Raw genomic sequence first — 23,001 nt, forward strand, 5'->3', positions numbered from 1 at the left:
CACAACGTCGTGTCAGCGGGCCGCGGTGCCCTCCACGTAGTCCTCGTCGTGGGACTTGACCCAAGCCATCAGGCCGCGCAGTTCCTTGCCGACCGCCTCGATCGGGTGCGACTCGCTCTGCTTGCGGAACTCGGCGAACTCCGGCGCGCCGGCGTCCTGGTCGGCGATGAAGCGGGCCGCGAAGGTGCCGTCGGTGATGTCGCCGAGGACCTCCTTCATCCGCTGCTTGACCGACGCGTCGATGATGCGGGGGCCGGACACGTAGTCGCCGTACTCGGCGGTGTCGGAGACCGACCAGCGCTGCTTGGCGATGCCGCCTTCGTAGATCAGGTCGACGATCAGCTTGAGCTCGTGCAGGCACTCGAAGTACGCGACCTCGGGCTGGTAGCCGGCCTCTGTCAGTACCTCGAAGCCGTTCTGGATCAGCGCGGACACACCACCGCAGAGGACGGCCTGCTCACCGAACAGGTCGGTCTCGGTCTCCTCGGTGAAGGTGGTCTTGATCCCGCCGGCCCGCAGGCCGCCGATGCCCTTGGCGTACGACAGCGCGAGGTCCCACGCCTTGGCGGTGGCGTCCTGCTCGACCGCTACCAGCACGGGTACGCCGCGGCCCTCGGTGTACTCCCGGCGGACCAGGTGACCCGGGCCCTTCGGGGCGACCATGAACACGTCCACGCCGGCCGGCGGCTTGATGTAGCCGAACCGGATGTTGAAGCCGTGACCGAAGACGAGCGCGTCGCCGTCGACCAGGTTCGGCTCGATGGCCTCCTTGTAGAGCTTGCGCTGGGCCGGGTCCGGAGCGAGGACGACGATCACGTCGGCCTCCTCCACCGCCTCGGCCGGGCTGAGTACGCGCAGGCCCTGGGCCTCGGCCTTGGCCCGGCTCTTCGAGCCCTCGGGCAGGCCCACCCGGACGTCGACGCCGGAGTCGCGCAGGGACAGCGCGTGCGCGTGGCCCTGGGAGCCGTAGCCGAGAACGGCCACGTGGCGGCCCTGGATCACCGACAGGTCGGCGTTGTCGTCGTAGAACATTTCAGCAGCCACTGTGGCGCTCTTCTCCTCTGTAGATATTCGGTACGGCGCTTTGTTGTCGGCTCAGCCCTGGCGGGCCGGGGCCACAGGTCGGCCCGGCGGCGGCGCCGGCACCGGGTGATGGGGTCGATCGGCGGGTTGCGCCTGCAGGTTCGGGGGGCCCGACGCGACGTGCGGCGGCGGCACCGGGACCGGCCGCAGTGTGCGGTCGGAGATGGAGCGACTGCCCCGGCCGATCGCCACCATGCCGGACTGCACCAGCTCGCGGACGCCGAAGGGTTCCAGCACCCGGAGCATGGCCTCGAGCTTCTCGGGATTGCCGGTCGCCTCGATCGTGATCGCGTCCGGAGCCACGTCGACCACCTTCGCACGGAACAGCTGGACGGTCTCCAGCACCTGTCCCCTGGTCAGGGTGTCCGCCTTGACCTTCACCAGCAGCAGCTCACGCTGCACGGTCTGGCTGGGCTCGAGTTCGACGATCTTGATCACGTTCACCAGCTTGTTCAGCTGCTTGGTGATCTGCTCCAGAGGCTGCTCGTCCACGCTGACCGCGATGGTCATCCGGGACACCTCCGGGTGCTCGGTCGGACCGACCGCGAGGGAGTCGATGTTGAACCCCCGGCGGGAGATCAGCGCGGCCACCCGGGCCAGCACACCGTGCTTGTTCTCCACCAGGATGCTCAAAGTGTGCTTGCTCATCGACGTCCTCGCTTCGCTCCGGGCGCCGCTGAGCGATGCTCGCTCTGTTGAATGGTTCCTTCGCTTCGCTCAGTCACTAGAGCTCCTCGGTGTCCCAGGCCGGCGCCATGTCGCGGGCGATCTGGATGTCGTCGTTGCTGGTGCCGGCCGCGACCATCGGCCAGACCATCGCATCGCGGTGCACGACGAAGTCGACCACGACCGGCGCGTCGGTGACCGCCATCGCCTTCTCGATCGTGGCGTCGACCGAGTCGCGGTCGGAGCAGCGCAGCCCGACGCCGCCCATCGCCTCGGACAGCTTGGCGAAGTCGGGGATCCGGGCCGAGTGCAGGTCGGTGTTGGAGTAGCGCTTGTCGTAGAACAGCGTCTGCCACTGCCGGACCATGCCCAGCGACTGGTTGTTGATCACGGCAACCTTGATCGGGATGCCCTCCAGCGCGCAGGTGACCAGCTCCTGGTTGGTCATCTGGAAGCAGCCGTCGCCGTCGATGGCCCACACGGTCTTGTCCGGCCGGGCGACCTTGGCTCCCATCGCGGCCGGAACGGCGTACCCCATGGTGCCGAGACCGCCGGAGTTCAGCCAATGGCGGGGCTTCTCGAACGGGAGGTAGTGCGCGGCCCACATCTGGTGCTGGCCGACGCCCGCGGTGTAGACGGCGTCCGGGCCCGCGATCTGGCCGATCCGCTCGATCACGTACTGCGGGGACAGGCTGCCGTCCTCGGGTTCGTCGTACGCGACTGGGTATTTGGCCCGCACGGCCTCGAGCTGGTGCCGCCAGGTGTCGTACGACGGGGTCCTGCCGGCGTTCGCGATCTCGGTCTGGAGCGCGGCGATGAGGTCGGTGATGACCTCCTTGCAGTCACCCACGATCGGCACGTCGGCGGCCCGGTTCTTCCCGATCTCGGCCGGGTCGATGTCGGCGTGGATGACCTTCGCCTCGGGGGCGAACGAGTCGAGCTTGCCGGTGACCCGGTCGTCGAAGCGGGCACCCAGGCAGATCAGCAGATCGGAGCGCTGGAGCGCGCCGACGGCGGACACCGAGCCGTGCATGCCCGGCATGCCGAAGTGCAGGTCGTGGGTGTCCGGCAGCGCGCCGCGGGCCATCAGCGTGGTCACCACCGGGATGCCGAGGAGCTCCGCGAGTTCCTTCAGCTCGGCGTGAGCCTGGGCCCGGATCACGCCACCGCCGACGTACAGGACCGGCTTCTCGGCGGCGGCGATCAGGCGGGCCGCCTCGCGCACCTGCTTGGGGTGCGGCCGCGTCACCGGCCGGTAGCCGGGCAGCGAGAGTTCGGTCGGCCACTGGAAGTCGACCCGCGCCTGCATCGCGTCCTTGGTCACGTCGACCAGCACCGGGCCGGGGCGGCCGGTCGAGGCGATGTGGAACGCCTCGGCCACCGTGGTGGCGATGTCGTTCGGGTCGTTGACCAGGAAGTTGTGCTTGGTGATCGGCATCGTGATGCCGCGGATGTCGGCCTCCTGGAAGGCGTCCGTGCCGATCGCCGCGCTGGCCACCTGACCGGTGATCGCGACCATCGGGACGGAGTCCATGTACGCGTCGGCGATCGGCGTCACCAGGTTGGTCGCGCCCGGCCCGGAGGTCGCCATGCACACGCCGGTCTTGCCGGACGCGGAGGCGTACCCCTGGGCGGCGTGGCCGGCGCCCTGCTCGTGACGTACCAGGATGTGGCGGATCTGGGTCGAGTCGAGCATGGGGTCGTACGCCGGGAGGATCGCGCCACCCGGGATGCCGAAGACGGTGTCCACCCCGGCATGTTCCAGTGCACGGATCAGAGCCTGTGCCCCGGTCAGCTGCTCACTCATGAGTGCCTTCCTTGTCCTGTCACGTTATGGCTTGTCGCGACCGACCCATCCTCGCTTGTGGTTGTCGCTTCGCGACATCTGGGTCTCAGATAGTCGCCCTGGCAACAAAAAACCCCTTCCGCCGGGTTGGCTGAAGGGGCGCGCTCGACTCAGTGGTCGCGTCAGTCGGCGCGCCGCACAAGTACGAGGAGAATCGATCGCATGTAGGCATTATTCGCCTGCGGACCGCGACGCGGTCAAGCTGGACAGCGTGACGTCTCATTCTCTGAGATGACAGTCTTTAGATACAGACGGCTCCCTCGGAGGCCGAGCGGACCAGGCGGGTGTACTTGCCGAGCACGCCCTTGGTGATCGCGGGCGTGTTCGGAGTCCAGCCCTCCTTGCGGCGTTCGAGTTCGCCGGGGCTGATGTGCAGGTCGAGGGTGCGGTTCTTGACGTCGAGGGTGATCCGGTCGCCGTCGCGGACGAACGCGATCGGGCCGCCGTCGACGGCCTCCGGTGCGACATGGCCGACGCAGAGTCCCGTCGTACCGCCGGAGAACCGGCCGTCGGTGAGCAGCAGGACCTCCTTGCCGAGACCCGCGCCCTTGATCGCGCCGGTGACCGCGAGCATCTCGCGCATGCCGGGGCCGCCCTTCGGGCCTTCGTAGCGGATCACCACGACGTCGCCGGGGTTGAGTTCGGCGACCGCGTCCATGGCGGAGCGTTCGCCGTCGAAGACTCGCGCCGTACCTTCGAAGACGTCGGAGTCGAAGCCGGCGCTCTTCACCACCGCGCCCTCGGGCGCGAGCGAGCCGTGCAGGATCGTGATGCCGCCGGTGCCGTGGATCGGCTTGTCCAGCGCGCGGATGATCGTGCCGTCGACGTCCGGCGGGGCGATGTCGGCGAGGTTCTCGGCCATTGTCTTGCCAGTGACGGTCAGGCAGTCGCCGTGCAGCAGACCGGCGTCGAGGAGCGACCGCATGACGACCGGGATGCCGCCGACGCGGTCCACGTCCGTCATCACGTGCCGCCCGAACGGCTTGAGGTCGCCCAGGTGCGGGACCCGGTCGCCGATCCGGTTGAAGTCGGCCAGTGTCAGGTCGACGTCGGCTTCGCGCGCGATCGCGAGCAGATGCAGTACGGCGTTCGTCGAGCCACCGAGCGCCATCACGACGGCGATGGCGTTCTCGAAGGCTTCCTTCGTGAGGATCTGGCGGGCCGTGATCCCCTTCTGCAGAAGGCCGACCGCGGCCTCACCGGACTTGCGCGCGTAGCCGTCGCGGCGGCGATCGACCGCGGGCGGTGCGGCCGAGCCGGGGAGCGACATACCGAGCGCTTCGGCGGACGCGGCCATGGTGTTCGCGGTGTACATGCCGCCGCAGGCGCCTTCGCCCGGGCAGATGGCGCGCTCGACCGCGTCCACCTCGTCCTGCGTGATCAGGCCACGAAGGCAGGCACCGACCGCCTCGAACGCGTCGATGATCGTGACGTCCTTGTCGCCGAGCTTGCCGGGCATGATCGAACCGGCGTACAGGAACACACTCGCCAGATCGAGACGCGCGGCGGCCATCAGCATGCCGGGCAGAGACTTGTCGCAGCCGGCCAGCAGGACGGACCCGTCCAGCCGCTCGGCCTCCATCACGGTCTCGACCGAGTCGGCGATGATCTCGCGACTGACGAGCGAGTAGTGCATGCCGACGTGACCCATCGAGATGCCGTCGGAGACGCTGATCGTGCCGAACTCCAGCGGGTAGCCGCCGGCCGCGTGCACACCCTCCTTGACCGCCTTCGCGAGCCGGTCCAGGGACAGGTTGCACGGAGTGATCTCGTTCCAGCTCGACGCGACCCCGACCTGTGGCTTGGCCCAGTCGTCGTCGCCCATCCCGACCGCGCGAAGCATCCCGCGCGACGCGGTCGCCTCCAGTCCGTCGGTGACCGTCCGGCTGCGTGGCTTCACATCGACCATGCGGCTCACTCTATTCCTTGGTGAATCAACAACGCCTTCATGACTCTGCAAGGTTGGTTAGTTGCCTCCTCTCAGTGCGGGCCGGGGGTTGGGGCGTGCAGATCGACAGGAGGTGTCGGACCGTTCATAGTTCAGTCGAGCGCGCCGAGGGTGCTGCGTACGGTGTATCGCAGGTGCACTACCTGTCGGCCTGTACACCGCCTAGGCGCCTGCGAGTCCGTCGTAATCAGGACATCTGGCGTGCCACCGCGGTGGCGAAGGCGGTGAGGGGGTCGGGGTCGTTGGTATAACCCCAGGGCAGGCTCTCGATCCGGCCTGTGGTCAGTGCGGCGTGCTCCATCGCCGCGGCTTTGGCACCGACCGCCTTCAGCGCGAACGCCATCGCGCCGTGGGCGGAGATGTCCTCCGGCTGCTGCTCGCGTCCGGGAATCCACCATTTGTCCCGCGCAGCCAGCAGTTCTTCGCGCCGGTTCGAGACCTCGCGCGTGAAACGGGCACCCCGCTGCAGCCGGGAGAGCTCGGTGTCGCCGAGTACGTCGACCCACACCTCGTTGAGCACCTGCGCGGCGACGACACAGAGCGCGCTACCCGGCTGTGCGTTCGCCACCACCTGATGACCGAAGTGCACGAGCTGGGCGAGATCCAGGCCGGACCACTTCGGGGCCAGCACCTGCACCCGCCCGCTGTGCGCGGCGTAGCTGTCGGCATGCCGCTCCACCGCCGACCGAAAGACGTTGTCCTTGACCTCCATCGACGACTGCAGTCCGACCGTGACCCACTGCAGCACCTCCCAAGGTGCCGCATCGTCGGGCGCCGCATCGATCGCATGATCCAGTACTGCGCCCGCGATCCCGAGGACGTCATGGAACGTGGCGAACTGCTGCTCCGAGACGTACCTTGCGCGGCTCCCGGTCCGCACCTGCCACGCCTCGAACACCAACGTCTGCCCGAACCACAGCATCAGATCCGGGTCGCCGGGCAACGCCTCCAGTCGCAACTCCAACTGCTCACTGTGCCCGACCGCCGCCTGCCCCAGCCCCACCACCCGCACCGACCGCAGCCCGGTATTCGCCGGTGTCGCCTTCAACAACGCCATCCCCGTCGACAGATCGCCGGCGCGCACAGCGGCGTACGCCCGATCGAGCTCGGCATCGGCCCACGCCTGATCAAGCCGAAGCCTGGAGACATCCACCGCCTTGCGAGACAAGATCCCCATGGTCGGATCGTACGTGTGCGGGTTGCCCGAATAGACTGCCGAACGACCGCGACTGGCGAGGGTGGAGCACCACCGGGGAGCGGTCAGCCGGCAAGCAAGGCGTCGTCCGCCTGGGCGCCTCCGATGCCCTCTCAGATCTCGGAGGTCGCTGGATGCGTTACGGAATGAACCCACACCAGTCCGCCACGATGACGCCCGTGTCCGATCGGGCGCCGTTCGCGGTTGTCAGCGGGAGTCCGTCGTACATCAATGTTCTGGATGCACTCACCGGTTGGCAGCTCGTGCGGGAGGCGGCCGCGGCGCTCGGGGTGGTCGCGGCTGCGTCGTACAAGCACGTCTCCCCTGCCGGTGCTGCGCTGGCGGATTCGGTGAGCGCCGCGTATGTGCGAGCTCGTGATGCCGATCCGAAGTCGTCGTACGGCGATTTCGTTGCGGTGTCGCATCCGGTCGACGCCGAGCTTGCGGCGGTGCTCAAGCGGGTCGTGAGCGACGGGATCATTGCGCCTGGGTACGACGAGGGCGTCGTCGGGACGTTGGCTGGGAAGAAGCGTGGGACCTTTCTCGTCCTCGAAGCCGATGCGTCGTTCGAGCCGCCGGATGTCGAGGTGCGCGAGGTGCACGGGCTACGGCTGACGCAGCAGCGGGATGATCTGCCGCTGACTCGTGAGCTGCTGGATACGCGAGTACCGGATGCGGCGGCCCGGGATCTGTTGCTCGGGATGATCGTGGCGCGGTACACGCAGTCGAACACCGTCGCGATGGTGAAGGACGGCACCACAATCGGCATCGGCGCCGGCCAACAGTCAAGAGTCGACTGCGTCCGCCTAGCCGGCGAGAAGGCCGACGAGTGGTGGTCGCGTCGCTCGTCTGCACCGCTGACCGGAGTCGCAATGGTCTCCGACGGCGCCATCCCCTTCACCGACAACATCGAAGAAGCCCACCGCCACGGCGTAACCCACATAGCCGAACCCGGCGGCTCAATCCGCTCCAACGAGGTAGCCGCCGCGTGCGCGACTCGTGGGATCACGTTGTCATGGACCGGGGTGCGGCTGTTTCGTCACTGAGCGGCGGGTTCGTCGACCTTGGGGGCTGCCTGGGGAGTTGGTGGAGGTGGCGTGGGGCCGCCTTCCAGTTGGATGTCGGGGACGATGCGGTCGAGCCACCGCGGCAGCCACCACGCGCGGTCGCCGAGGAGCGTCATCACGGCAGGCACCAGCACCATCCGGACGATGCTGGCGTCGATGAGTACGGCGACCGCCATGCCGACCGCGAGCATCTTGACCGTCGGGTCGTCGTCGAGGACGAAGCTGAGGAAGACCACGATCATGATCGCGGCCGCGGTGGTGATCACCCGGGCCGTCGCGCCGATGCCGATCGCGACGGCGCGGTGACTGTCCTTGGTCGCGATCCACGCCTCGTGCACCCGCGACAGCAGGAAGACCTCGTAGTCCATCGACAACCCGAACACGATCGCGAACATCAGCATCGGCACGAACGACGGGATCGGCACCTTCTCGTCGATCCCGACCAGCGAGGATCCCCAGCCCCACTGGAACACCGCGACGATCACGCCGTACGCCGCTCCGACCGACAGCAGGTTGAGGATCGCGGCCTTGACCCCGATCAGCAGCGATCGGAACGCGACCGTGAGCAGCAGGAACGCCAGCAGTACCACGGCCCCGATCAGCCACAGCATCCGCCCGGCAACCTTCTCGGTGAAGTCGACGTACCCGGCAGTCGTGCCCACGACGTACGTCGGCTCCTGCTGCCCGGCCAGTACGTCGTCACGGATCCGGTTGACCAGGTCCTCGGTCTCCGCCGCGGATGGCGACGTGGTCGGGATGACGTTGATGATCGCCGTCGTACCGGAGCTGTTCAGGCTCGGCGGCTGTACGGCGGCCACGCCGGAAGTCTTCTGCAGCGTCGACGCGAGACCGTTCAGCAGGGTCTGCTTGTCGGTCGAGCTCTCGGTCGGGAGCTGTACGACGACCGTCAGCGGACCGTTGGCGCCCGGGCCGAAGCCTTGCGCAACCAGGTCGTACGCCTTCCGGCTCGAGTCCTGCTCCGGATCCGTGCCGGCATCGAGCTGGCCGAGGTTCATCGACAGCAGCGGGATCGCCAGCACGAGCAGCACCAGCGTGGCGACGATGCCGTACGGCCACGGCCGGTCGCTGACCTTGCGTCCCCAGCGGGCGAAGGCGCTCTGCTCGTGCTTGATGTCGCGCCGTTCGCGCTCCTCGGCCCGGTGTTCGGCCACGGCCACGTCGTTGTCGAGGCCGGCCTCGAGCTCCCGTTCCTCCGCCAGGTGCTGCCGGTCCTTGCGGTTCAGGACCAGGAACTTCGCCAGACCGAGCATGGCCGGGATCAGCGTCAGGGCGGCAAGTACGGTGACAGCGACCACGATCGCCGACGACAGACCGAGCGCGCCGACGAACGGTACGCCGGACACGTACAGGCCGAGGATCGCGATGACGACCGTCCCACCGGCGACGAGGATGGCTGCGCCGGAGGTCGATTCCGTCCGACCGACCGATTCCTCGATCCCCATGCCGTCGTCCAGCTGTTCTCGATGGCGCGACACCATGAAGAGGCCGTAGTCGATCGCGACACCGAGTCCGAGCAGGGTGGCGACGGTCGGCGCCGAGACCGGGAAGTCCTTCACAGCCGCGAGCAGCCCGAGTACGGCGAGCCCACCGCCGACGCTGAAGACCGCGGCCACCAACGGCAGCGCGGACGCGGTGATGGACCGGAACATCAGGAACAGCAACAGCAGAGCGAGCGCCAGACCGATCGCCTCCGACAACGCATCGTCGGCCTGCTTGCCGATCTGCCCCGCGCCACCGCCGTACTCGACCTCGAGCCCGGCGGCCCGAGCCGGCTGGACGGCCGCGTCCAGCTTGTCGAGGTAGGTGCTGTCGAGCGACGCCGGCACCACCGAGAACGACACCGGAGCGTTGACGACGCTCCCGTCCTTCGAGATGTACGTCGTCGATGACGTCGCCAGCGGATCGACGGCCGACACGACGTCAGGCAGCTTGCCGACCGCCGCCATCGACGTCTTGACCGCGTCGGACTGCTCGGAGACCGTCCCGGACTTCGCATGGAAGACGATCGATCCGGAGTACCCGCCGGCTGTGGAGAAGTCCTTGTTCAGGATCGTCAGTCCAGCAGACGACTCACTGCCCGGAACCGTGTAGTTGTTGACGTACGTGCCGCCGAACGCCGCCCGCAGAACGAACAACCCGGCCACGACGACCACCCAGCCGAGGATCACGAACCAGTGAAATCGTGCGGCCCCCCGGCCGAGCCGATCCAGAAACGCATGCATAGGGCGCCCCCTCCCCCAGGCGCCCCCAGGCCGCGGCCCCGCCGCGCGCCCCTTCGCCGACAGTAAGCCGCGCTGGACCGTGCGACAACCCCTTGGTCACTGTACGCAGCTCTACGCCACCAGCGAATCGCTCTCCGTCGTCATCCGACCAAACGGAAGCGTTCGGAGGAGACCGCACGCCGTACTTCGTCTGCCGTCCGCTGCGGGTCGAACTCGCTGGTGTCGATCGCATGCGACTCGAACTCACCCAGGCCGGCGAACATCTCGTGCAGCCCGGTGATCGCCGCGGCATCCTTGAGCGAGTCGCCGCCCCGGTCCTGGGCCCGGCCCAGCGTGGTGTCGAGATCCGGCCGGAGTACGACGTACGACAGCACCAGGCCGGCCCGCTCCGCGGCGGCGCGGAACGGTGGCACGTAATGGAGGCCGACGACCCCGTCCACCACGACGTCGTACCCACCTCGTGCGTACGTCGTGGCTGCCCCGACCATCACGTCGACGACCACATCGTTCTGGTCCCCCGCCCCGGGCAGGTACGGCGGCACGAAGCCGGTGCGGATGGCCGTGTAGAACTGATCGGTCAGCAGGTGCACGGTCAGCCGTTCCGCGTCGGTGGCAACCAACTCGGCCACGGTCGACTTGCCTGCGCCAGGCGGTCCGGTCAGCACGATGAGCTCGCCGTTCATGTCGCCAGACGCTAGCCAACCGGCCCGGCGAACGGCAGTCATTTAACCGCCGGCGACGCTGGGCAGGATGAGGAGCTCGGCTTCGTCGGGCAGCTTGGTGTCCAAACCGTCCAGGTCGCGGATGTTGTCGTTGCCGAGGTACACGTTCACGTGCCGGCGGATCGCACCCTGCTCGTCGGTCAGGCGCCGGCGGAGCGCCGGGTGCTGAGCCTCGAGGGCGGCGAACACCGAGGCGACGGTCGGCTCGCCGCCGGCCTCGATCTCGACCCGCTCGGCTCCGTCCGCGAACGGTCTGAGCACCGTCGGCAGCCTGACCGCGACCATCATCAGCCCAGCACCGCGGCGCGCACGGTGAGCACGTCCGGCAGGTGACTCGCCACCTCGACCCACGTGTCGCCGGCATCCGCGCTCGCGTATACGCACCCGTCGCGTGTGCCGACGTAGACGCCCGCCGGGTCGGCCGCGTCGGTCGTCATCGCATCGCGCAGGACCGGCACGAACGAGACGTCGGGCAGTCCGGTGGACAACGGCTCCCAGGTCGCTCCGGCGTCGCGGGACCGGTAGACGCGACAGTTGGCCTCGGTCGGGATCCGGTTCGCGTCCGCGACCAGCGGGAAGACGTACACCGTGTCGGGCTCGTGCGGATGCACGACGATCGGGAATCCGAAGTCCGACGGCAGTCCGTCCGCGATCGACTTCCAGATCGCGCCACCGTCGTCGGACCGGTAGACACCGTGGTGGTTCTGCGCGAACATCCGGTCCGGTACGTCGGGATGCCCGGCCAGCTTGTGCACACACTGACCGAACTCGGGGTACGGGTCGGGGAAGAACTTCGCCTGAATGCCCTGGTTAGCCGGCGACCAGGACGCACCGCCGTCGGCGGTCCGGTAGACGCCGCCGGTCGACATCGCGACACTGACCCGCTCGGGGTCGGTCGGGTGCGGCAGCACGGTGTGCACCGCCTGACCGCCGAAGCCGGCGCCCCACTCCTTGCGGTGCGGGTGGTCCCACAGGCCGCGGACCAGCTCGAACGTCACTCCCCCATCGGTCGACTTCCACAGCGCCGACGGCTGCGTCCCGGCGTACACCACGCCGGGCTGCGATTCGGGCGCAGGCTGGATCTGCCAGACCCGCTCGAGCGACGCCTCGGCGTCGTCGGGGAACCCGATCGAGCCCTGCGGCGGCTCGGCCCACGTCGTCCCGAGGTCGTCGGAGTGGAACACGGCGGGACCCCAGTGCTCGCTGGTCCCGCCGACGAACAGCCGAGGCCGGTCGTCACGCGTGTCGATGCCGACCGCATACACGCTCTGCATCTCGAACTCCGGCACCGGACCGTCCAGCGTCCAGCTCCGGCGCGCGGCGTCGCTCCGGCCGATCCAGAGCCCCTTCTTGGTCCCGATCAGCAGTACGGCCTCGGACATCGTTGTCCTCCTTTAGCGTGGCGGCCCCGCCACCACATTGATGAGTGCTTCCCCGTTCGCGTAGCGCTCCAGCTGGGCGCGCACCAAGCGGGCGACTCGCGGCTCGAAGGCCGTCGACGCGCCGCCACGGTGCGGGTTGATCAGAACGTTCGGAGCTGACCACAGTGGATGCCCGGCGGGCAACGGCTCAGGATGGGTCACGTCGAGCGCAGCGCTGATCCGCTCCGTGGTGAGCTCCGCCAGCAACGCGTCCGTGTCCACGACGACACCGCGGGCGACGTTCACCAGCAGTGCGCCGTCCTTCAGCTGGGCCAGGAACTTCGCGTCCACCATCCCCCGCGTCTCGGCGGTCGCCGGCGTCAGCACGACGACCACGTCCGCGCGAGGCAGCAGCTCAGGCAGGTCGATGATCGGGTGCACACCCTCCCGCGGCCGCCGGGCGACCCGGATGATCTCGCACTCGAACCCGGTCAGCCGCCGCTCCAGCGCCTCACCGATCGACCCGTACCCGAGGATCATCACCGTCCGGTCCGCGAGCGAGTCGTCCAGCTCGGTGTACGACGACGGCCAGACCTCCTGCTCCTGGTTGCGGACGGCTCGCGGCAGGCGCCGGTACGACGCCAGGATCAGGCCGACCGCCAGCTCCGCCGTGGACGCGTCATGGACGCCGCGGGCATTGCACAAGGTGACGCCTTCGGCCAGGTGTGGCACAACATGCTCGAACCCGGCCGTCTGGGTCTGCACGACCTTGAGGTTCGGCATGTCCCGGACGACCTGGATCACCCGGTCACCGCCCATGTACCCCGGCACGTAGAACTCCACCTCGGCGAGCGACGCCGGCCGCTCGTCACCGTCGAAGAAGTCCACGTCGAACCCCGCGGGCAGCCCACCGAGGAAGGTGTCGGGGTCCTCCCAGGGCAGCCATGCCTTCACCACATCAGCCATGCCCACGAACCTACTCGGCCGCTCCGACAGTGTGAACTCCCGTGCCAGCCGCGAGCCGTCGTCGTACTCTGGATCGGTGCCTTCGACATCGGATCCGGTTCGGACTCTCGATCACGATCAGGCGGTAGGACAGCTGCGGGCGTCGTACGAACGGATCCCCGCAGGCAGTCCTGTCCGGCTGGCGAAGCGCAGTTCCAACCTGTTCCGGCCGAGAACCGAGCTCGACCGGCCCGGCCTCGACGTGTCCGGACTGACCGGCGTGATCGAGGTCGATCCGGTGGCGCGGACGGCCGACGTCCAGGGCATGTGCACGTACGAGGACCTGGTCGCGGCGACGCTGCCGCACGGCCTCACCCCGATGGTCGTCCCGCAGCTGAAGACCATCACCCTCGGCGGCGCGGTCACCGGGCTCGGCATCGAGTCGTCGTCGTTCCGGGCCGGGCTGCCGCACGAGTCGGTGCTCGAGCTCGACATCCTCACCGGCGCCGGTCAGCTCGTCACGGCCCGGCCCGAGGGCGAGCACGCGGAGCTGTTCCGCACCTTCCCGAACTCCTACGGCACGCTCGGCTACGCGACCCGGCTGCGGATCGAGCTCGACCGCATCTCGCCGTACGTCGCGCTCCGGCATGTGCGGACCGAGCTGGACCGGCTGGGTCCGGTGATCGAGGAGATCGTTGCCTCCGGCATGTACGAGGGCGAGCCGGTGCACTTCGTCGACGGAGTGGCGTTCACTCCGTCGGAGGCGTACCTGACGCTCGGCCGCAACAGCGACGCGGCGGTGCGGACCAGTGACTACACCGGCCAGCAGATCTACTACCGCTCGATCCAGCAGCGGCCGACCGACTTCCTCACCGCGCACGACTACCTGTGGCGCTGGGACACCGACTGGTTCTGGTGCTCGGCCGCGTTCGGTGCGCAGAACCCCTGGGTACGGCGGGTGTGGCCGCGGCGCTGGCGGCGTAGCGACGTGTTCCACAAGATCGTCGGCTTCGAGAACCGGCACCACGTCGCCGCGCGCCTCAATCGCCGGCGCGGCCACGCCGACCGCGAACGTGTGGTCCAGGACGTCGAGATCCCGGCGTCGCAGCTGGCCGGGTTCCTGCGCTGGTTCGACGCCGAGGTGGGGATGCGGCCGGTGTGGCTGTGCCCGTTGCGGCTGCGCGGGTCCACCGATTGGCCGCTGTATCCGCTGAAGCCCGGCGAGCCGTACGTGAACGTTGGCTTCTGGGGCACCGTGGCCGTGGCCGACGGTGCCGCCGACGGTGACGTGAACCGGGCGATCGAGGACGCCGTCGCGCGCTTCGACGGCCACAAGTCGCTGTACTCCGACGCGTACTACGACCGCGACACGTTCGACGGCCTCTACAACGTTCCGGCCCTGAACGCGGTGAAGAAACGCTACGACCCCGACGCCCGGCTCACCGGGCTCTACGAGAAGGCGGTGACGCGCCGATGACGACGCTTGCGACCCAGGTTTCGATTGCCGATGCACTCACGACGGTGACCCCGGACGGTCTCCCGTTCCGGTTCACGGCGTACGACGGCAGCGCGACCGGCCCGGAGGATTCGCCGATCCACATGCACCTCGCCTCCGAGCGTGGCCTGTCCTACGTACTCACGGCGCCCGGCGACCTCGGCCTGGTCCGCGCCTACGTGATGGGTGACCTGGAGATCACCGGCATCCACCCGGCCAATCCGTACGAGCTGATGCGGATGATGCTCAACCAGTTGCACTTCGAGCGGCCGACGACGGCGGAGGCGCTGCGGATCGTCCGCGGTCTCGGCTGGAGCCACCTGAAACCACCGCCGCCCCCGCCGCAGGAGCACCTGCCGAAGTGGCGCCGTGCGTTCGAGGGACTGCGCCACTCGCGGACCCGGGACAAGGCGGCGATCCACCACCACTACGACGTGTCGAACACGTTCTACGAGTGGATCCTCGGGCCGTCGATGACGTACACATGCGCGGTCTACCCGTCCGCGGACGCGACGCTGGAGCAGGCGCAGTACGAGAAGTACGACCTGGTTGCGCGCAAGCTCGATCTGAAGGCGGGGCAGCGGCTGCTCGACGTCGGGTGCGGGTGGGGCGGCATGGTCCGGCACGCGGCCCGCGAGTACGGCGTCCGCGCGCTGGGGGTCACGTTGTCGTCGGCGCAGGCGGAGTGGGCGTCGGAGGCGATCAAACGCGAGGGGCTGGAGGATCTGGCCGAAGTACGGTTCCTCGACTACCGCGATGTGCCGGAGCGCGACTTCGACGCGATCAGCTCGATCGGTCTGACCGAGCACATCGGCGTACGGAACTATCCGTCGTACTTCGGCTTCCTGCTCGACCGGCTCAAGCCCGGCGGCCGGCTGCTGAACCACTGCATCACCCGGCCGGACAACCGCTTCCGCTCCACTGGCGCGTTCATCGACCGCTACATCTTCCCCGACGGCGAACTGATCGGCTCCGGCCGCATCATCGCCGAAGCCCAGGACGCCGGCTTCGAGGTCCGCCACTCCGAAAACCTCCGTGAGCACTACGCCCTCACCCTGGCCGCCTGGTCCGACAACCTCCAGACCCACTGGGACGAAGCCGTCGCCGAAGTAGGCCACCCCATCGCCAAGATCTGGGGCCTCTACCTAGCCGCCTGCCGAGTCGGCTTCGAACGCAACAACACCCAACTCCACCAATTCCTGGCCGTAAAGCTAGACCCCAACCACAACGCCCACTTTCCCCTCCGCCCCACCTGGCTCACCTGACCCGAGCGTTCCAGCCCGCCGGCGGTACCAGCGCTGGAGTCCTCTGCGTCACCTGCACCCGGGTGGCCAGCATCAGCGACTCGTCCGCGAGCCGGAGCGTCACGGAGAACCGGCGGTCGGGATAGGCCGACGCGAGCCGCGCCGACCAGGTCTCGACCAACACACTGCCGAGCTGCTGCACAACGTCCTCCTGCACGTTCGCAGTCGCTGGCCGGACGCCGAACAGATACTCCAACTCGAAGAAATTGAAGCTGTCGACCGCCTCGGCCCACGACCCGCGCGGCTCGTCGCGGCTCGCAGCAATCGCAGCTGCGAGCCGTTCGGCAATGTACGCCTCGTCGTCTCCGTTGAGGGCTAGGAATACCGCCCCGTGCTGCTCCACCAGCTTCGGCCAGTACAGCCATCCGTACACCAGCGCGTCGACCGCCGAACCGATCTCCCCGAAGTACTCGACCGGATCCTCGGACTCCACCTCAGGAAACGAAACCTGGAAGAGCCTGCGCACAGCCGCGGCGTCCATCTAATCTCCATCTAGATAACCCGGCGGAATTCGATCCGGGATTTGCGCCCCCGGGATGGCCTTACCTCTGCCCTTAGGGTAGTAGAGCGGCGGATTCATCCCGGAGTGCGGCCCACCTGTACCGCGGAAGCGCGGGCCTGGCTGCCAACCCGCCGGGTGACGATCGTTCTTGATCCAGGTCTGGTACCTGGTCACAACGCCGTTCGCGTCCCGCTCGAACACAGTATGGTCGCCTGTTGCGTTCTCATCCGGAGACAGTCCCTGCGCGCGACTACGCTTGGCAGCCTCCGCCACTTCGTCCTCGCCGCCACAGTTGTGGACGAGCACCGGCGTCGCGCCGGCCATCACGTAGTAGGTATGCGGGCCTGCCACCGTCAGGTTGTGGACTCGGGCGACAGCCTCGTACCGGGTCTGCGCCACAACCCGTGCCGGCGCCGAGGATTCAAGGCTCGACAGTTCGTCACCCGAGACGAGGCCGGCCGCAGCGACCCACTGCTGCGGGCCAGGCAGATAGAACGGATGCCCATCGGTCGCCACGAGGTGCTGCACTCGCTGCGAATCAGCACCCTTCGCCGAGACCGCGATATCGACGAGTTCCTTGGTGCCCTGGCCGATGATGGTAGCGACGACCGGATGCGGTGCAACTCCTCCGGTGCTGGGGTCTGACGCCAGGACCGCGTCACCGACTTCGATTTTCTCGATCGGTTTGGTCTTCCCGTTCGCGAGGAGCACCAAGGTCCCGGGTTTGAACGAGTTACATCGTGCGACGGCTTTGAGTTCGTCTTCGGCTTTGTGGACTCCCTTGATGCCGTCGATGGCTTCGCCGGCGAGGTCTTTGATGCGGCCTACGAGTTTCCAGGCTTTTTTGAGGCGCCAGGCGTATTTGGTGATGAGTTTGCCGGCTATGCCGCCGGCGAAGGAGGACAAGACGGTGACGCCGGTGGAGATGCAGGCGCCGATGTCGCCGTTGGTGAAGCAGTTGAGGGCGTCGGTGATGCCCAGTTCGTCGGCGACGATCTTGACCAGGTCCTTGATGACCTTCTTGACGTGCTCCTTGGCCTCCTTGACCTTCTGCGTGTGGTGGGAGATCTCGGTCTCCGCCGCACTGCTCGTCCCCTTGGCGTCGTTGTCCTTGCTGGAGACGGTGGGTGTCGTCTTGGTCGGCTTGGTGTCCTGCGGCCCAGGGACGTGCGAACCCGGTCCCCTGGTCTCGAAGCCGTCGGCGCCCTTGCCGCCGACGAACATCATTCCGTCGGGGTCGCTGAAGGTCGCCGGGCTGTTGTTCGAGTAGGCGTAGGCGTTCAGCGTCTGCGGGTCCGAGATGTCGACCAGCGGGTCCACACTGATGAACCGGCCGAGCTTGGCGTCGTACTCGCGTGCACCGAGATGAGTGAGCCCGGTCGATGGATCATCGACACCGTTGACGAAGCCGTGCGAGTTCGGCTCCCAGGTCGGCGACGGCGTACCGCGTGAGTTGCCGAACGGGTCCATGAAGCGTCGCGAGACGGTCGTCGACAGGCCGTCCACGGAGACCGACGCCGTGCCGTGCGGATCCGACATCAGGTACTCGACCGAGGAGCTGTTGTTGCGCATGGCAATCGTCGCGCCGTTGAAGTCGTAGTACCGGGTGGAGCTGGCCACGTCCGTGGCCTTGTCCCAGCGGACCTCGGCCGAGGCGAGGTAGAGCGTCGCACCCTGAGGATCGTGGCGGATCAACCGGCTGCCGTCCGCGTCGTACACGAAGCTGGTGTCGCCGCCCGGGCCGCTGACGGACGCCAGGTGGCCTTCCGCGTCCCAGCTGAAGGTGTCCGTGTCACCGCCGACCGTCCGGGTCGACATGTTGCCGGCCGCGTCATACCCGTAGGTGTCAGCCGACGTCCCGCCAGGCCCGGCGGTCGACACACCTGTCACGGCATGCGGCCGGACCGCGGTCGCCCCCGGATACGCGTACGTCGACGTCGTGTCCCCCGCCACCTTGTGGTCAACCAACCCAGTCCGGTTGCCCGAGGCATCGTACGAGTACGACTGCCAGTACGGCGCAGGCCCGCCCAACGTCGACGCAGACCGCGCCGTCGCGCACGAACTGGCCGGCGTCCAGGCCTCACTCGTCCGCTGTAGGTAGTCCGTCGCGAAGCACTGCAGATCCGTCGACGTCGCGAACTGGTGCGAGATCGACGTGACGTTCGACGCGTCGTCGTACCCGTAGACGAAGGTGTCGTCGGTCTGCAGGACGCTCTCGCGGTCGACCTTCATCTTGGCCAGCCGCCGCGTCCCCTGCTCGTACTCGAAGGACTGGTACACGGACTTGCCGGTCTGCTGACCGAGGTTGTACTGCAGCGGATCGCCGTACTCGCCGTACTTGGTCGCGCTGACGTACGCCTGCCAGCCACCCATCTTGGCGACGTTGCCGGCCGCGTCGTAGGACAGATCGACCGTCTCGTCCGGCAGGCCCGGCGTGGTCGGCAGCTTCGCCTTCTTGACGCTGCCGTCCGGGTTGTACTGCGTCGTACTCGTGTACGTCCCGGCCAGCTTCCCCTCGGACGCCGGAATGACGACCTGGGTCCCCACCGGGCGATCCATCGTGTCGTACCCGGTGATCGCCGACACGTAGTTGTTGCCGCTGATCGTCCGCGTCGACGAGGTCAGCAGTCCCTTGCCGAGCGTGTCGTACACCCAGCTGGACAGCACCGGCCCGGTCGCCGATCCGTTGCGTACGGCGGTCTTGCGGTCGAGCTCGTCGTAGGAGAAGAACAGCTCCTGACCTCGCGCGTCCTTGGTGGACGTCACCCGATCCGCCGCGTCGTACGCCGAGGTCGTGGTCCCCTTGTCCGGGTCCTCGGCCCGGATCTGACGCCCGCGCAGGTCGTACCCGTACCGCCACACGCTGCCCGCCGGGTTGGTCACCGTCTCCAGCTGGTCGTCCGGTGTGTAGGTGTACTTCGTCGAGTCGTAGTCACCACCCGCCGCACGCCCATGGAACTGCCGCAGCTCCGTCACCTTGCCCCGGGCATCGATCATGTTGATCGAGGTGGTCGCGCCGGCCGGTGGAATCGTCGCCACTGCGTTCCCGCCGTAGATCGTCTCCGTCCGCCACTGCTCGGCGTTCTGGACGACGAACTGGGACGAGACGAGCCTGTTCGCGCCGTCGTAGGTGTTGAGCGTCCGCGCCGGCAGATTCGGCTCATTGGCGTCGAACAGGACGTTCGACGGCGCCGCCGTGTCGTAGTACGGCCCGTCCTGGCTTGCGACGTTGCCGCGCTCGTCGTACCTCGTGTCGATCAGCACCCGGCCGACGCCGGTGGCCGCCGGGGTCTGCACCTGCCGCTGGCGCAAGAGGCCGTCGAACAGCGTGCGCGTCGTCTTGTACGTGCCGTCGGGCTTGAGTTCCTGCGTTGCGACAACGGTCGGCGCAGTCTTGGACACCGAGTAGCTGAAGATCATCGAGGCGGTCGCACCACCGGACTTCGACCGGTTCGGCAGCCAGACCCCGGTCAGTCGACCGAGGGCGTCGTACTCGAGATCGGTGCGGCGCAGGTTCGGGTCGACCTCGGCCAGGGTCGCTCCCCAGGCCGGCGAGATCGAGGTGGTGCTGACGAAGCCCTTGGCATCCGTCGTCGACCTGGCCGTCACCGGACCGCCGGTCGCGGGTGTGAACGCGACCTTGCTCGTACGCCGGCCCAGGCCGTCGTACGTCTCGATGATCCGGCCGAGCGTGTCGTAGACCGTCCGCGACCGCTGCTCGTACACCGGGCCGGACGTCCACCCGCTCATGGTCTCGACCTTGGACACGAGACCGCGCACGGGCGCGTCCGTGAGGCCGGCGTTGCCGTCGTAGTAGCTGCGCTGGTCCGAGATGACCTGGGCCGGCCGGCTCGGTGTCGTGCCGCATGCGACCGACACCTTCTCCTCCCGGCTCACCGGGCTGAGCAACCACAGGCCGGTGTTCCGGTTGTAGGTGTACCGGATGCAACGGTCGTCAGAGGTGGTGGACAGATCGCCCAGATCGTCGACCTGGGTGGGCAGACCGACCGAGTCGAACGTGGTCACTGTTCCCGCCGTGCGGTAGCTCCCACTGCTCAACCGAGTCCGTGTCACCGAGGACTTCGTCCGCAGGATCATGGCCGTCTCGCCATCCACGGATCCGGTCGCCACCACCCACGGCGTGGAGATGGTTCCCTCGACCTCTGCCCCGCCGGCGCCGTTGTAGGTGATCTGCTCACGGACGAAACCGTTGTACCGGTTGGCGTCCTCGACCGTGCCGCCCTGGCTGTCGGTCACGATGACCGTCTTCTTCGTCGTACCGGCCGCGTCGAGACGGTCGTCGTGCATACCCCGGAAGAAGAGGTACTGCGTCTGTGTCTGGTCAGCCGGTGGGCCGGACTTCACGTTGACCTTGGAGTACCCGCGCCAGTCACCCCAGCTGCGGTACTTCAGCAGCGTCAACTCGTTGTCGTCGAAGTGCCAGGCCGGTGTGCCGAGATACTCGTACGACGTCAACTGGTCCGGAGCATCCGTGGAGTTGTCGTCGACCGCGATCGACCTGACCACGTACTTGTTGAACCACTGCAGTGTCGGCGCGGCGCCGCCTTCGATCGTCCAGTAGACCGGGAAACACAGTCTGGTGCTGGTCGCGGGACTGGCCGGCTTGGAGGTCGGCGTGCAGTCCGCGTCGCTGTAGTTGACGTTGGTGATCTGGCCGGACTCCGACTGGATCGACGACACCCGGTACTTGACCATCGCCGGGGCACCGTCACCGATCGCGTCGACCCGGTTCGGCTTGTCGATTCCCGTGAACGTCACGCTGGGGTTGGTCAACGCCGTGCCGACTCGGCCCTGGTGCGTGATCGAGCGCAGGAACAACGACGGAGCCACATCGGTCGCCGGATAGTCCTGGGTCAGGGTCCAGGTGTCGATCGGGTTGTACCTGTTGTTGCTGCCGAGGACCTCGGTGTTGATGGTGGTCAGCCGCTTGCGGGTGAAGAACGACGGCGACGTGCGGTTGGGGCACGTCGTGGCCGACGTACAGAGCTGGTCGAACGGCGTGTCCGGCCAGCGGGACGCGGTGGCCGCGGTCAGCTGGGCCGGATCACACGCCAGCGCGGCGTCGGGCAGGCACCGCTCCGAGACCCCGAACCACACCCGTGCCGGCGCGGCCGTGGTCGTCTCGGTGCTTCCTGCAACCTTCCCGTAGTCGATGATCCACGGATAGCTGGCGCGCTGGTAGATCGAGACGCCGGTGTTGTTGTTGCGGCCGTAGTAGTTGCTCTCCTGGATGTAGCGGTAGCTCATCAGGTTGTTGCTGAGGTCAACGACCCGGTCGACGTTCCAGCGCCACGCCTGGGTGCAGTACGACGCGGCGAACGTGGTCTGGTGGCAGGGTTCGCCGGCCTGGTTGCCGAAGACCGGAACCGTGCTGACCGAGTCGGCGCGGGCGTCGCCCGGAACCTGCGGGTTGAGACCGAACGAGTACTTGGACCCGTCGGTCGTCGTGACCTGCCAGTACTCGCCGTCCTTGGCGCCGTTGGTGGCACCGTACAAACGCTGGACCAGGGTTCCGTCGTCGTTCTTCAGCCGGAACGTGTCGACCCGCGGCGTCGTGGTGCTGCTGATCTTCAGCAGCTCACCGGTGTGACTGCCCAGGGAAAGGACCGCGTTGTCGGTCTTCCAGCACAGGTCGCCGGTCTTGACCGTGGTGTTGCTACCGGTCATGTCGTCGGCGCACGACACGTACTTGCGTTCGATGTAGCCGGGCTCTAGAGAGTGCCCCTGGCCAATCCACGAGGTCTGGTTGTTGGTCGATGCGACCTGCCCGTCGACCGACCCCGAGCTGTAGCTGATCGACAGCTCAGGCTTCGGGCCCGCGGTGCCCGGCGGCACCCGCAACGGGTAGCTCCAGGTGAAGTCGCCGGTCTGAGCGCCGACGTTCCACATCGAGGACGGAGAGAGCGTCGTCGCGGCGTACGAGCCGGCCGGGCCGGAGGCGCCGGCGGTCACGGCGAAGGTCGAGGCCTGCTTGCCGGTCAGTTCGACCTCACCGGAGACGACCTTCGTGTCGACGTCGTTCTTCGCCCCGGCGACCTCCTGCTCCTGGGTGCAGGTGGTCGCGCAGCTCAGTCGCACCAGACGCAGCCGGGACGACCAGTCACCGCCGTAGGCGTCGGCGAACTTCGAATAGTCGACCTGCACCTTCACCTTCGCGGGCGCGGCGGCCTGGGCATCGGTCCGGGACAACCGCATCGCGATTCCCGCGACGCCGAGGTCCTTGCCAGCGGCCTGGCTGAGCACCTCCAGCCGAGCGGTCGGCGCCGCCGTGCTCCGGGCCGTCGAGTTGACGGCCGCGGAGACCGGCGACGTGGCCGCGACCTTGCTCTGCAGCGAGGTCCCGATGGTCGAGACCGAAGCCACCGGCCAGACCGGTGCCGACGTCTTGGCTGCTACGGCCCGGTCGACCGGCCGCTTCGCTGCGGGCACGAAGGCCTTGCCCGGAGTGGGCTTCTCCTGCTGCACCGCCGGCGCCGGCCGGTTGGGTGTCTTGGCCTGGGCCTCGGGGACGTACGACCCCACACCAGCGACCAGGCTGATGCCGAGCAGAGTGACCAACGCGGCCGTGCTGCGCCGCTTGGAGTGAAGAGATCGCATGCAGGT

Annotated in this window: 15 protein-coding genes and 1 riboswitch; of the genes, 3 read left to right on the top strand and 12 right to left on the bottom strand. The window is 67.9% G+C overall.

From position 1 onward, the window contains the following. Positions 1–12: 12 nt before the first annotated feature. The 5 genes from ilvC to E0H75_RS34175 all read right to left on the bottom strand — a co-directional run bounded on the left by ilvC (position 13) and on the right by E0H75_RS34175 (position 6,720). Positions 13–1,032, bottom strand: coding sequence for a ketol-acid reductoisomerase (ilvC, locus tag E0H75_RS34155; RefSeq protein WP_131517977.1), 1,020 nt, complete (start codon positions 1,030–1,032; stop codon positions 13–15). A 63-nt stretch (positions 1,033–1,095) separates the two neighbouring features. Further along, positions 1,096–1,731 carry an acetolactate synthase small subunit gene (ilvN, locus tag E0H75_RS34160; RefSeq protein ID WP_131517834.1) on the bottom strand — a complete coding sequence of 212 codons (636 nt, stop codon included), beginning with the start codon at positions 1,729–1,731 and terminating at the stop codon, positions 1,096–1,098. Between the two features lie 76 nt (positions 1,732–1,807). Next, entirely contained in the window at positions 1,808–3,556 is a 1,749-nt protein-coding gene (locus tag E0H75_RS34165; RefSeq protein ID WP_131517835.1) for an acetolactate synthase large subunit, read from the bottom strand. A gap of 280 nt (positions 3,557–3,836) precedes the next feature. After that, positions 3,837–5,504 carry a dihydroxy-acid dehydratase gene (gene ilvD, locus E0H75_RS34170; protein WP_131517836.1) on the bottom strand — a complete coding sequence of 556 codons (1,668 nt, stop codon included), beginning with the start codon at positions 5,502–5,504 and terminating at the stop codon, positions 3,837–3,839. A 226-nt stretch (positions 5,505–5,730) separates the two neighbouring features. Then, the gene (locus E0H75_RS34175) at positions 5,731–6,720 is read right to left on the bottom strand and encodes a hypothetical protein (protein ID WP_131517837.1); all 990 of its coding nucleotides are present in this window, start codon (positions 6,718–6,720) and stop codon (positions 5,731–5,733) included. A gap of 38 nt (positions 6,721–6,758) precedes the next feature. Beyond that, positions 6,759–6,843, top strand: a riboswitch (ZMP/ZTP riboswitch). Positions 6,844–6,884: 41 nt separating this feature from the next. On the opposite strand from E0H75_RS34175, the gene E0H75_RS34180 reads away from it, so the two are divergent. Beyond that, positions 6,885–7,784 (top strand): 5-aminoimidazole-4-carboxamide ribonucleotide transformylase, encoded by a 900-nt coding sequence (locus tag E0H75_RS34180; protein WP_337589524.1) that lies wholly within the window; start codon positions 6,885–6,887, stop codon positions 7,782–7,784. Here E0H75_RS34180 and E0H75_RS34185 read toward each other — a convergent pair. From E0H75_RS34185 to E0H75_RS34205, 5 genes are all read right to left on the bottom strand, one after another. Continuing rightward, positions 7,778–10,048: an MMPL family transporter gene (locus E0H75_RS34185; RefSeq protein WP_131517839.1), complete on the bottom strand. Its 2,271-nt coding sequence runs from the start codon at positions 10,046–10,048 to the stop codon at positions 7,778–7,780. The genes E0H75_RS34180 and E0H75_RS34185 overlap by 7 nt on opposite strands. A gap of 140 nt (positions 10,049–10,188) precedes the next feature. Then, positions 10,189–10,731 (bottom strand): AAA family ATPase, encoded by a 543-nt coding sequence (locus E0H75_RS34190; protein WP_131517840.1) that lies wholly within the window; start codon positions 10,729–10,731, stop codon positions 10,189–10,191. A gap of 42 nt (positions 10,732–10,773) precedes the next feature. Beyond that, a complete protein-coding gene (locus tag E0H75_RS34195) occupies positions 10,774–11,058 on the bottom strand; it encodes a ubiquitin-like small modifier protein 1 (protein ID WP_131517841.1) in 285 nt (94 codons plus the stop codon). Then, positions 11,058–12,152 (bottom strand): WD40/YVTN/BNR-like repeat-containing protein, encoded by a 1,095-nt coding sequence (locus E0H75_RS34200; RefSeq protein ID WP_131517842.1) that lies wholly within the window; start codon positions 12,150–12,152, stop codon positions 11,058–11,060. Before E0H75_RS34200 ends, E0H75_RS34195 begins: the two co-directional genes overlap by 1 nt. A 12-nt stretch (positions 12,153–12,164) precedes the next feature. Continuing rightward, complete coding sequence (locus E0H75_RS34205) at positions 12,165–13,097, bottom strand: 2-hydroxyacid dehydrogenase (RefSeq protein ID WP_131517843.1); 933 nt, start codon at positions 13,095–13,097, stop codon at positions 12,165–12,167. A 76-nt stretch (positions 13,098–13,173) separates the two neighbouring features. On the opposite strand from E0H75_RS34205, the gene E0H75_RS34210 reads away from it, so the two are divergent. Then, the gene (locus E0H75_RS34210; RefSeq protein ID WP_238163434.1) at positions 13,174–14,553 is read left to right on the top strand and encodes an FAD-binding oxidoreductase; all 1,380 of its coding nucleotides are present in this window, start codon (positions 13,174–13,176) and stop codon (positions 14,551–14,553) included. Continuing rightward, on the top strand, positions 14,550–15,836 hold the full coding sequence (locus E0H75_RS34215) for an SAM-dependent methyltransferase (protein WP_131517845.1): 1,287 nt from the start codon (positions 14,550–14,552) through the stop codon (positions 15,834–15,836). The genes E0H75_RS34210 and E0H75_RS34215 overlap by 4 nt, the downstream gene beginning before the upstream one ends. On the opposite strand, the gene E0H75_RS34220 is transcribed toward E0H75_RS34215, so the two are convergent. Both E0H75_RS34220 and E0H75_RS34225 read right to left on the bottom strand, forming a co-directional pair. After that, entirely contained in the window at positions 15,829–16,356 is a 528-nt protein-coding gene (locus E0H75_RS34220; RefSeq protein ID WP_131517846.1) for a hypothetical protein, read from the bottom strand. The genes E0H75_RS34215 and E0H75_RS34220 overlap by 8 nt on opposite strands. Further along, a complete protein-coding gene (locus tag E0H75_RS34225; RefSeq protein ID WP_131517847.1) occupies positions 16,357–22,995 on the bottom strand; it encodes a polymorphic toxin-type HINT domain-containing protein in 6,639 nt (2,212 codons plus the stop codon). Positions 22,996–23,001: the final 6 nt, after the last annotated feature.

The sequence above is a fragment of the Kribbella capetownensis genome, from assembly GCF_004331485.1.
Classification (GTDB): Bacteria; Actinomycetota; Actinomycetes; order Propionibacteriales; family Kribbellaceae; genus Kribbella; species Kribbella capetownensis.

Coding starts and splice junctions, on each gene's coding strand:
- E0H75_RS34185 (WP_131517839.1), bottom strand. CDS start 10,048: ATGCATGCGTTTCTGGATCGGCTCGGCCGGGGGGCCGCACGATTTCAC.
- ilvC (WP_131517977.1), bottom strand. CDS start 1,032: ATGTTCTACGACGACAACGCCGACCTGTCGGTGATCCAGGGCCGCCAC.
- ilvN (WP_131517834.1), bottom strand. CDS start 1,731: ATGAGCAAGCACACTTTGAGCATCCTGGTGGAGAACAAGCACGGTGTG.
- E0H75_RS34215 (WP_131517845.1), top strand. CDS start 14,550: ATGACGACGCTTGCGACCCAGGTTTCGATTGCCGATGCACTCACGACG.
- E0H75_RS34220 (WP_131517846.1), bottom strand. CDS start 16,356: ATGGACGCCGCGGCTGTGCGCAGGCTCTTCCAGGTTTCGTTTCCTGAG.
- E0H75_RS34205 (WP_131517843.1), bottom strand. CDS start 13,097: ATGGCTGATGTGGTGAAGGCATGGCTGCCCTGGGAGGACCCCGACACC.
- E0H75_RS34165 (WP_131517835.1), bottom strand. CDS start 3,556: ATGAGTGAGCAGCTGACCGGGGCACAGGCTCTGATCCGTGCACTGGAA.
- E0H75_RS34190 (WP_131517840.1), bottom strand. CDS start 10,731: ATGAACGGCGAGCTCATCGTGCTGACCGGACCGCCTGGCGCAGGCAAG.
- ilvD (WP_131517836.1), bottom strand. CDS start 5,504: ATGGTCGATGTGAAGCCACGCAGCCGGACGGTCACCGACGGACTGGAG.
- E0H75_RS34180 (WP_337589524.1), top strand. CDS start 6,885: ATGAACCCACACCAGTCCGCCACGATGACGCCCGTGTCCGATCGGGCG.
- E0H75_RS34225 (WP_131517847.1), bottom strand. CDS start 22,995: ATGCGATCTCTTCACTCCAAGCGGCGCAGCACGGCCGCGTTGGTCACT.
- E0H75_RS34195 (WP_131517841.1), bottom strand. CDS start 11,058: ATGATGGTCGCGGTCAGGCTGCCGACGGTGCTCAGACCGTTCGCGGAC.
- E0H75_RS34200 (WP_131517842.1), bottom strand. CDS start 12,152: ATGTCCGAGGCCGTACTGCTGATCGGGACCAAGAAGGGGCTCTGGATC.
- E0H75_RS34175 (WP_131517837.1), bottom strand. CDS start 6,720: ATGGGGATCTTGTCTCGCAAGGCGGTGGATGTCTCCAGGCTTCGGCTT.